Here is an 8,846-nt window from a genome sequence, read left to right on the forward strand (position 1 = left end):
AAATTCGATACGGCGATGGGCACCAAGCGCCCGACCGCGCTTTCCAACGCCCAGCGCGACGTCGATGACTATCGCCTGACCAGCGACGAGCGCTATCGCGACCTATTGTCCAATTGAGGTCCATGTAATGCACCGCTAGGCTCGTGCGATGACCATCGCCGAGCTGAACGACTGGACCGCGGCCGCCGAGGCCGGCCACGCCGAACTCATTGCCCTCCGGCGCGCGATCCACGCCGAGCCCGAGCTTGGGCTTGAATGTCCTCGAACTGCCGAGAAATTGAAGCAGGCGCTGGCCGGCTTGCCGCTGACATTCCGCGACAGCGAGGCGACCAGCGGCTTCATCGCGCGGCTCGAAGGCGCCAAGCCGGGCCGGACGGTGCTGTTGCGCGGCGACATGGATGCGCTGCCGATTGTCGAAGAGACCGGTCTCGACTTCGCCTCGCGCACGCATGGCCACATGCACGCCTGCGGCCACGACACCCATTCGGCGATGCTGGCAAGCGCCGCGCGGATCCTGTGCGATCGCCGCGACGACATTGCCGGTACCGTCCTGTTCATGTTCCAGCCCGGCGAAGAGGGCATGCACGGCGCGCGCTACATGATCGACGAGGGGCTGCTCGACGATCCGACGCCCGATGCCGCATTCGCCTTGCACATCTTTCCCAATGTTCCGGGCGGCGCGATCGGCTGCCGCGCCGGCGCCATGCTCGCTTCGGCCGACAAGGTCGGCGCGATGATCAGCGGCAAGGGCGGCCATGCCGCCATGCCGCACGATGCGATCGACCCGGTGCCGATTGCCTGTGAAGCGGTAAGCGCGTTGCAATCCTATGTTGCGAGGCGCACGACCTTTACCGACCCGGCGATTCTGTCGGTGACCAAGATTTCCGCCGGGACAACGCACAATGTCATCCCGGACGATGTCGAGCTGCTCGGTACGATTCGCACCCTGTCCGACAAGGCAAGGAAGGCCATGGGCGAGGCGTTCGAGCGCATTATCACCAAGGTCGCCGAGGCCCATGGCGCAACCGCCGGCGCCTGGATCGAGGAAGGCTATCCGCCAACGATCAATGATCCGCGCGCGGTCGCACTGATCCGCAAGCTGGCGGTCGAGCAATTCGGCGATAGCGCCTACATCGACATGCCGGCGCCGAGCATGGGCGCCGAGGATTTCTCATACGTGCTGCAGAAAGTGCCCGGAGCGATGGCGTTCCTGGGAGTCGCGCCGCCGGACGGCGATGCTGCCGGGCGGGCGCCGCTGCACAATCCAAGCATGATGGTCGACGAAGCGGTACTGCCGCGCGGTGTCGCCATGCATTGCGCCTTCGCCACGCGTTTCCTGGAAAGAGGTTGGGAATGATTTTTGCTGCCTTGTTGCTTGCCGCGGCAGATGTACCGCCTGTCACCGGCTTCTATGTTTCCCACCAGATGGAAATTGGCGCCGCACTCGAGCTCGAAGCGGACGGCAAGTTCCAGTACCAGCTCGACTATGGCGCGGTGTCGGAAGCGGCGGAAGGCAATTGGTCGTCGGACGGGACCAACGTCTATTTGACTGCGACGCAAATGCAGGGCGCCTACAAGACGTCCAACTTCAACCGGCAGCCGCTGAAAATCGAGGGTGACCGGCTGTTGCTCAATCGTTACGACACGGTGATCCGGTTTGAGCGCGAGGAGCTTCCCGCGCCTGCCAACAAGAACAAGCATCTGGAGGAGTAGGGGATGGCAACCGTGGCAGCACCGGGAAGCAACATCAAAGAGCTTACGATCCGGGGCATCATCCTCGGCGCGTTGATCACCGTCGTCTTCACGGCCGCCAACGTCTATCTGGGCCTAAAGATCGGCATTACCTTCGCGACCTCGATCCCGGCCGCGGTGATCTCTATGGCGGTGCTCAAGGCCTTCCGCGACGCGACCATCCAGGAAAACAACATCGTCCAGACCATCGCCTCGGCGGCGGGGACGCTGTCGGCAATCATCTTCGTGCTGCCCGGCCTAATCATGATCGGATACTGGAACCACTTCCCCTATTGGCTGTCGGTCGCCGTCATCGGCATCGGCGGCATCTTGGGCGTGATGTATTCGGTGCCCCTGCGCCGCGCGCTGGTGACCGGAACCGACCTTCCCTATCCCGAGGGCGTGGCCGCGGCCGAGGTGCTGAAGGTCGGCAGCGGCGTCGGTGGAGCCGAGGAGAATAGGCGCGGCTTGGTGCTGATCGGCGGGTCGACCCTGGTTTCGGCTTTCTATTTCCTCTTCGCCAAGACGCGGTTGCTGACCGATACGGCCGGGAAAGTGTTCAAGGTCGGCACTGGCGGCTCGGGCATTTCTGCCAGCCTGTCGATGGCCCTGATTGGCGTCGGCCACCTGGTCGGCGTCGCGGTTGGCGCGGCGATGATCATCGGTATGCTGATTACCTGGGCTTACATCGTCCCACACTGGACCCAGGATGCTGCCTTCGCGGCCAAGATCGGCGGCGATCTCGAGACCCTGGTCAGCGCGGCGTTCAAGCAAAAGGCGCGCATGGTCGGCGCCGGGACGATCGGCGTGGCGGCGATCTGGACGCTGCTCAAGATCATCGGGCCGATCATTGCCGGTATTCGTGCCGCGCTGATGGCCAATCGCGAGCGCAAGGCCGGCCGCGGCGCCGACCTGCCGTTGACCGAGCGCGACATCCCGATCGGCATCGTCACCGGAACGATCCTGCTGTCGATGATCCCGATCGGCCTGCTGCTGTTCGCGTTCGGCAATACTGCGCCGATCTCGGCCGAGCCGGGTCTCACCATCACGCTCAGCATCATCTACACGCTGATCGCGGGCGTCGTGATTGCCGCGGTGTGCGGTTACATGGCCGGGCTGATCGGCGCCTCGAACAGCCCGATCTCGGGCGTCGGCATCCTGTCTGTGCTCGGCATTGCACTGATCCTCGTCGCGCTGTTCCCAGGAGTCAGCGGGGACCAGACCAAGTCGCTGGTCGCCTTTGCGCTGTTTGTCACAGCGATCATTTTCGGTGTGGCCACCATCTCCAACAACAACCTCCAGGATTTGAAGACCGGTCAGCTGGTCGAAGCGACGCCGTGGCGGCAGCAGGTCGCGCTGGTGCTCGGCGTGGTGTTCGGCGCGATCGTCATTCCGCCGATCCTCGACCTCATGAATACCGCCTTCACCTTCCAGGGTGCGCCAGGCGCCAAAGAAACCGCGCTGGCGGCGCCGCAGGCGGCGATCATCTCGACCATCGCCCAGGGCGTACTCGGCGGCGATCTCGACTGGAGCCTGATCCGTCAGGGTGCGATCATAGGCGTGGTCGCGGTGGTGGTCGACGAGCTGCTCAAGCGTTCGTCCGGCAAGCGGCTGCACCTGCCGCCGCTGGCGATCGGCATGGGCATTTACCTGCCGCTGGAAGCCGATCTGCTGATCCCGTTCGGTGCTGTCCTCGGCTGGTTCTACAATCGCTGGGCGATGAGCTCGAAGAGCCCGGCCTTCGCCGAGCGGATGGGCGTGCTGATGGCGACCGGCCTGATCGTCGGCGAGAGCCTGATGGGCGTGGTCTACGCCTTCGCTGTGGCCGGCGCGGAGAAAGCCGGATCGGCCGACAGCGCCGGCGTGTTCGCGCTGGTCGAGCCCTATTCGGCGGTGATGCTCGTCAGCGTCGTCGTGTTCTCCGCGGCGATCGGCGCGCTCTATTTCTGGACCAAGGGCAAGGCATCGGACGCCCCGGCTCCAGGCGATACGGCGTTCCCGCCGAGTGAAGCGACGACGCGCTAGCGCCCAATCACTTCGCGGCGCAGGTCGGCGGGCTGCCATGGCGGCGCGCCGCCTTCGGCCTTGCGGATTAGTTCGACGATCTTGCGGTTGACTGGCGCCGGCTCGCCCAGCCGGTCGGCCAGCGCGACCAGTTCGCCGTTGATATAGTCGACCTCGGTCTTGCGGCCGGCCGCCAGATCGTCGGCCATTGATGAACGCGCCCTAGCGTCGATCTTCCACGACTTCATGAAGATGTTGCGGAACAGCCAGTCGGGCGAGCCGATCACGGCAGGCAGCAGATTTGGGCCGACCGCCCCGACCTTGGCGGGCGCGATCCCGGCCCTGGCGAGCAGGTGCAACCCCTCGCGCTGGCAGGCGGCGACGACGCGGCGGTAATCGCGCTCGTGCAGCTCCTCGACCAGCGTCCGGCCGGAAAGCGCGTTGACCGCATTGTTGAGGTTGATGATGAGCTTGCCCCAGGCGATGCCAAGCATGTCGTCCGAAAGATTGAGGCCGGCCGGGGATTGGCCGATCGCTTCCGACAGCAGGCGCGTTTCGGGCCGATCCTCGGCGTAGAGCACCCCGGCAACGCCTTTGTGGAAGCGCCCGTCACCGAGGTAGGCGACATTGTAGGGCACCATCCCGCGAACGATGGCGAAGCGGCTCGCCAGCTCGTGCTCCAGCACTTCGACGTTGCTAATGCCGTTCTGCAGGCTGATCACGGTCGCACCGGGCTTGCCATGGGCGGCGATTTCGCGCGCAGCTTCGGCGGTGGCGCCGCTCTTGACGCACAAGGCAATGATGTCGGCGTCGGCAAGCGAGGCCTGCTCGGTTTGATAGTCGACCTGGTCAGCAGACAGGTTGGCCTGCCAGCCGCTGTAATCACTCAGGGTGAGGCCGTGATCGGCGATGTCACGCTGGAAGCCGGGACGGCCGATGAAACTGACGTTGAGCCCGGCAACCTGCCAGCAGCCGCCGACGAAGCAGCCGATCGAGCCCGCGCCGAGGATGACGACCCTGGTCAGCCGCGGCCCCGATATGAGGCTACGCCCTGGTCGGGCAGCCACAGGCCTTCGGGCGGCGGGCCCGACTGCCAGAAAACGTCGATCGGGATGCCGCCGCGCGGATACCAATAGCCGCCGATCCTCAGCCATTGAGGCTTCATTTCCTGGAACAGGCGCTGGCCGATGCCGACGGTGACGTCCTCATGGAAGCCGCAATGGTTGCGGAAGGAACCGAGGAACAGCTTGAGGCTCTTCGATTCGACGATGGATTCGGCGGGGGCGTAATCGATCACCAGATGGGCGAAATCGGGCTGGCCGGTGACCGGGCAGAGCGAGGTGAACTCCGGCGCGGCGAAACGCACGAGGTAGAGCGATCCGGCCCGCGGGTTGGGCACATAATCGAGCTCGGCCGCTTCCGGCGAGGCGGGAAGGGCGCTGGCCTGGCCGAGATGTTTTGGAGGCGTCGACATGGCGCGCCTCTTAGGCGCTCACCGCAGGTTCGGGCAACGCCCAGTCGATCGGGGTGAGCCCGCGGCTCTCCAGGAAGCTATTGGCCTTGGAGAAGTGCCGGCAGCCGATGAAGCCGCTGTGCGCCGAAAGCGGGGAAGGGTGCGGCGCTTTCAGGACCAGGTGGCGTAATGGGTCAACAAAGCTCGCCTTCTTCTGCGCATAGCTGCCCCACAGCATGAACACGACCGGCTGCTGCTTGGCGTTGACTTGGGCAATGACGGCATCGGTGAAGCGCTCCCAGCCGCGGTCGCGGTGCGAGGCCGCCTGCCCCATCTCGACCGTGAGCACACTGTTCAGCAGGAGCACGCCCTGCCGTGCCCAATGTTCGAGAAAACCGTGCGCGGGCGGGCGGATGCCGAGGTCGCTTGCGAGTTCCTTGTAGATGTTGATGAGGCTGGGCGGCGGACGGACGCCGTCCGGGACCGAGAAGCAGAGGCCGTGGGCCTGGTCCGGGCCATGGTAAGGATCTTGCCCAAGGATCACGACCTTGACCCGGTCGAGCGGCGTCAGGTCGAGCGCCCGGAACCAGTTGGACCCGGCCGGGAAGATGCGCTTCCCCGCCTCCTTCTCGGCCAGCAGGAAGCGCTTCAACTCCGCCATATAGGGCTGGTCGAATTCGGTTTGCAGCATTTCCAGCCAGCTGGGATCGAGCTTGACGGTCATCGCCCTTGTCATTGCGGGCCGCCGCGCCAATTACAACATGGCGGTTGCGAAAGGACGGACATGGACACGCTGGTGAGCACCCAATGGCTGGCGAACAATCTCGGCCAGCCGGACATCGCCATCGTCGACAGCAGCGCCTTCCTGCCGACCGACGGCCGCCATCCGGCGGCGGAGTTCGCCGAGGCGCACATCCCCGGCGCGCGATTCCTCGACATCAACCTGGTGTCCGACCGGACGGCCGCGTCGCCGCACATGCTGCCGTCGTCCGCCGATTTCGGCGCGGCGATGAGCGAGCTTGGCGTTGGCAGCAACGACCGCATCATCGTCTATGACAATAGCTATCTGAGGACCGCGGCGCGAGGCTGGTTCATGTTCCGCCACTTCGGCGCGGAGCGGGTCGCAATCCTCGACGGGGGCCTGCAGAAATGGTGCGCCGAAGGGCGGCCGGTCGAAAGCGGCGAGGCGAGGCCACGCCATGCGAAGTTCGAAGTCCGCGAGCGCGGCGATGAGGTCGTCGCCAAGCAGCAGATTCTTGCCGGCATCGGCCTGCCGATCCTCGATGCACGGGCGAAGGCGCGGTTCGAGGGAAGCGAGCCCGATCCCCGGCCCAATGTCGCGGTCGGGCATATTCCGGGCGCGAAGAATTTGCCGTTCGCGTCGCTCTATCGCGAGGACGGTACGCTGAAATCAGACGAGGAGCTGCGCCAAGCGTTCGAGGCTCTCAGGATCGACCCGCAAGAGCCGTTCATCGCCAGCTGTGGGTCGGGGGTGACGGCAAACTCGATCATCTTTGCCGCGCACCGGCTCGGCGGGCGGCGCAGCAAGCTTTACGACGGCAGCTGGAGCGAGTGGGGCGCCGACCCCGATACGCCGAAGGAGAAAGGTCCGGCCTAGAGCGAGAAAAGCTGGTCGATCGAACCGATGCCGGTCGCCAGCTCGCGCTTCAGCCGGTCGATTGCCGCCGGGTGCGGTTCATTGCCCGCTTCCTGGCTGCTGGCGAAGATTTCGAGGCCCGCGGCTGCGGCGGCAGCAACCTTGGCCGAACGCGCGTCATAGACCCGCTGCTTGGCGGCGGAGGCATTGGGCCAGCCTGCGGCCAGCTTGGCTTCAGCCATGCTGTCGGAGGCTTCGTCCCCGCTATATTGCTCGATGCAGGCCAGCGCCTGGCGGATCGAAGCGAGCCGCGCCACGGCCTCGGCATAGGGACCGAGAGCCTCAGCAGCCGGCATCTCCTGCGCCGTCTCGGGCGAATCGGGGATGAAGTGAATCATGTCCGCCCATTTGCCATGGGACGGTAAATCTTCGGTGAATCAGACCGTTTGAACGGAAAGGGTTAAGCCGCGCTCGCCGTTTCGATGTCGCGCAGGATCCAGCCGCGCTGCGGGATCGTCTCGATGAACTCCGCTCCGCCCGAGGCCGAGCGCAGCTTCTTCCGAAGCTTCGAAATGAACACGTCGATGATCTTCGGCTGCGGCTGGTCGTCGGCGCGGCGATAGAGGTGCTTCAAGAGCATCTGCCGGGTGACGACATTGTTGCGCGCGAAGGCGAGCAGCTCGAGCACGCGATATTCCATCTCGGTGATGCCGATCGGATGGCCGTCGATGCGGATCAGCCGCTGGATCGGATCGACCGCCAGCCGGCCGCCGCACAAAGTTTCAGGAAGCTCGGTACCGCTGGCCTTGAGGCTGGCGAGCAGGCGCGACGCCGCCTCCTCATTGTCCTCGGCCGACAAGGTGACCGGCGAGCCGATCAGCAACTGCTGGATCTCGGCCAGCGACTGGTGCGCTTCGTCGACCAGGCGGGTACCTTCCTCGAACCGCCGGCGCGAGCGATCCAGCATCGCTTCGATTTCGACCAGCCGGGCCGATAGATTGTCCGAACTCATAGTCCCCCTTTCGGTCGCGGCTTACTGGCCGGGCGTCTGGGCCGACGCATCCTGGCTGTTGGCTTCGGGCGCGGCGAGAATGGTCTGCGTTGCCTGGCCCTTGTCGACGACGGTGGTCTTGGGATCTCCGGCGGTCGACCGGATGCCGAGCGCGGCGCGATCGCGGCCGGCGCGATCCAGCACCGACATTTCGGTCGAACTGCGCGGGGCCGGGCCGCCGAACAGGGCCTCGACCGCCTGGGTCTGGGCGTCCTGCGCGGTCAGGCTGACCGTACCGGGAGCCGGCGGGGCCAGCGAATAATCGGGCGGGATCACCAACGGCGCGTTGCGGGCGACGGCGAACTCGTCGAGCGATTTGGTCTTCCCGCCAAACACGCCGCATCCGGCCAGCAGGATCGCCGGGGCGATGAGGATCAGGGCTTTACGCATGTTCATTCGTTCCTTCAGTCGCCGCCTGCTTGTCCTTGTCGCGGAGCAGGAAGGCGCGGAGCAGCAAGATTACGACGCCGATGCTAATCGCCGCGTCGCCGACATTAAAGACATAAAAGGGCCGCCAGCCACCAAAATGCAAGTCGAGGAAGTCGACCACATAGCCGAACTGCACTCGATCGACGATGTTCCCCAGCGCGCCGCCCAAAATCATCGCCAGCGCGAGCTGGTCGCCGCGCGCCTCTTCCTTGCGAATCCACCATGCGACGCCGACCGCGATGGCGGTGGTGAGGGTGACGAGGATCCAGCGATGGGTGTCGTTGGTCGCCTGGGCGAGGCCGAGGCTGATCCCGTAATTATGGACCCGGGTGAGGTCGAAAATCGGGATCAGCTTGAGCTGCTGGCCTTCCAGCACCAGGCCGAGCGGCCCGTTGACGAACCATTTCGAGATTTGGTCGGCGGCGAAGATGAGGAGCGCGAATAGGTAGGCGGACGTGCGGGAGGTCATAGATCCTCCCCCAGCTTGCTGGGGGAGGGGGACCGCCGAAGGCGGTGGAGGGGCCCCTCCGTCACGGCTTCGCCGTGCCACCTCCCCGAGACAAGCTCGGGGAGGATCTGAA

At 65.3% G+C, this 8,846-nt stretch carries 11 protein-coding genes; 4 read left to right on the forward strand and 7 right to left on the reverse strand.

All coding sequences use genetic code 11. The features are described from left to right. The first annotated feature begins 148 nt into the window (after positions 1 to 148). From Q0C64_RS12490 to Q0C64_RS12500, 3 genes are read left to right on the forward strand one after another with little or no spacing between them, the layout of a single operon-like run. Positions 149 to 1,357, forward strand: coding sequence for a M20 family metallopeptidase (locus tag Q0C64_RS12490; protein ID WP_294124168.1), 1,209 nt, complete (start codon positions 149 to 151; stop codon positions 1,355 to 1,357). Beyond that, positions 1,354 to 1,713: a hypothetical protein gene (locus Q0C64_RS12495; RefSeq protein WP_294124169.1), complete on the forward strand. Its 360-nt coding sequence runs from the start codon at positions 1,354 to 1,356 to the stop codon at positions 1,711 to 1,713. The genes Q0C64_RS12490 and Q0C64_RS12495 overlap by 4 nt, the downstream gene beginning before the upstream one ends. A gap of 3 nt (positions 1,714 to 1,716) precedes the next feature. After that, positions 1,717 to 3,756, forward strand: a complete 2,040-nt coding sequence (locus Q0C64_RS12500) for an oligopeptide transporter, OPT family (protein ID WP_294124170.1) — start codon at positions 1,717 to 1,719, stop codon at positions 3,754 to 3,756. On the opposite strand, the gene Q0C64_RS12505 is transcribed toward Q0C64_RS12500, so the two are convergent. Genes Q0C64_RS12505 through ung form a run of 3 tightly spaced genes read right to left on the reverse strand, consistent with a single transcriptional unit; the run spans position 3,753 to position 5,924 of the window. After that, positions 3,753 to 4,802, reverse strand: coding sequence for a 2-dehydropantoate 2-reductase (locus Q0C64_RS12505; protein WP_294124171.1), 1,050 nt, complete (start codon positions 4,800 to 4,802; stop codon positions 3,753 to 3,755). The two genes, Q0C64_RS12500 and Q0C64_RS12505, sit on opposite strands and share 4 nt — an antisense overlap. Continuing rightward, positions 4,757 to 5,209, reverse strand: coding sequence for a preQ(1) synthase (gene queF, locus Q0C64_RS12510; RefSeq protein ID WP_294124172.1), 453 nt, complete (start codon positions 5,207 to 5,209; stop codon positions 4,757 to 4,759). The genes Q0C64_RS12505 and queF overlap by 46 nt, the downstream gene beginning before the upstream one ends. Positions 5,210 to 5,219: 10 nt before the next feature. Further along, on the reverse strand, positions 5,220 to 5,924 hold the full coding sequence (gene ung, locus Q0C64_RS12515) for a uracil-DNA glycosylase (protein ID WP_294124173.1): 705 nt from the start codon (positions 5,922 to 5,924) through the stop codon (positions 5,220 to 5,222). 48 nt (positions 5,925 to 5,972) lie between these two features. Here ung and sseA point away from each other — a divergent pair, with 48 nt between their 5' ends. Beyond that, a complete protein-coding gene (sseA, locus tag Q0C64_RS12520) occupies positions 5,973 to 6,806 on the forward strand; it encodes a 3-mercaptopyruvate sulfurtransferase (RefSeq protein ID WP_294124174.1) in 834 nt (277 codons plus the stop codon). On the opposite strand, the gene Q0C64_RS12525 is transcribed toward sseA, so the two are convergent. The 4 genes from Q0C64_RS12525 to lspA all read right to left on the reverse strand — a co-directional run bounded on the left by Q0C64_RS12525 (position 6,803) and on the right by lspA (position 8,734). Continuing rightward, positions 6,803 to 7,183 (reverse strand): hypothetical protein, encoded by a 381-nt coding sequence (locus tag Q0C64_RS12525; protein WP_294124175.1) that lies wholly within the window; start codon positions 7,181 to 7,183, stop codon positions 6,803 to 6,805. The two genes, sseA and Q0C64_RS12525, sit on opposite strands and share 4 nt — an antisense overlap. A gap of 62 nt (positions 7,184 to 7,245) precedes the next feature. Further along, positions 7,246 to 7,797 carry a winged helix-turn-helix domain-containing protein gene (locus Q0C64_RS12530; protein WP_294124176.1) on the reverse strand — a complete coding sequence of 184 codons (552 nt, stop codon included), beginning with the start codon at positions 7,795 to 7,797 and terminating at the stop codon, positions 7,246 to 7,248. 21 nt (positions 7,798 to 7,818) lie between these two features. Next, a complete protein-coding gene (locus tag Q0C64_RS12535) occupies positions 7,819 to 8,226 on the reverse strand; it encodes a DUF3035 domain-containing protein (RefSeq protein ID WP_294124177.1) in 408 nt (135 codons plus the stop codon). Next, positions 8,219 to 8,734, reverse strand: a complete 516-nt coding sequence (gene lspA, locus Q0C64_RS12540) for a signal peptidase II (protein ID WP_294124178.1) — start codon at positions 8,732 to 8,734, stop codon at positions 8,219 to 8,221. The genes Q0C64_RS12535 and lspA overlap by 8 nt, the downstream gene beginning before the upstream one ends. Positions 8,735 to 8,846: the final 112 nt, after the last annotated feature.

This window comes from Sphingomonas sp., from assembly GCF_023266535.1.
Lineage (GTDB): Bacteria > Pseudomonadota > Alphaproteobacteria > Sphingomonadales > Sphingomonadaceae > Sphingomicrobium.

What these genes read in the sequence shown, in the direction of transcription:
- Q0C64_RS12490 (WP_294124168.1), top strand. Translation starts at nt 149, where the DNA reads ATGACCATCGCCGAGCTGAACGACTGGACCGCGGCCGCCGAGGCCGGC.
- Q0C64_RS12495 (WP_294124169.1), top strand. Translation starts at nt 1,354, where the DNA reads ATGATTTTTGCTGCCTTGTTGCTTGCCGCGGCAGATGTACCGCCTGTC.
- Q0C64_RS12500 (WP_294124170.1), top strand. Translation starts at nt 1,717, where the DNA reads ATGGCAACCGTGGCAGCACCGGGAAGCAACATCAAAGAGCTTACGATC.
- queF (WP_294124172.1), bottom strand. Translation starts at nt 5,209, where the DNA reads ATGTCGACGCCTCCAAAACATCTCGGCCAGGCCAGCGCCCTTCCCGCC.
- ung (WP_294124173.1), bottom strand. Translation starts at nt 5,924, where the DNA reads ATGACAAGGGCGATGACCGTCAAGCTCGATCCCAGCTGGCTGGAAATG.
- sseA (WP_294124174.1), top strand. Translation starts at nt 5,973, where the DNA reads ATGGACACGCTGGTGAGCACCCAATGGCTGGCGAACAATCTCGGCCAG.
- Q0C64_RS12525 (WP_294124175.1), bottom strand. Translation starts at nt 7,183, where the DNA reads ATGATTCACTTCATCCCCGATTCGCCCGAGACGGCGCAGGAGATGCCG.
- Q0C64_RS12530 (WP_294124176.1), bottom strand. Translation starts at nt 7,797, where the DNA reads ATGAGTTCGGACAATCTATCGGCCCGGCTGGTCGAAATCGAAGCGATG.
- Q0C64_RS12535 (WP_294124177.1), bottom strand. Translation starts at nt 8,226, where the DNA reads ATGCGTAAAGCCCTGATCCTCATCGCCCCGGCGATCCTGCTGGCCGGA.
- lspA (WP_294124178.1), bottom strand. Translation starts at nt 8,734, where the DNA reads ATGACCTCCCGCACGTCCGCCTACCTATTCGCGCTCCTCATCTTCGCC.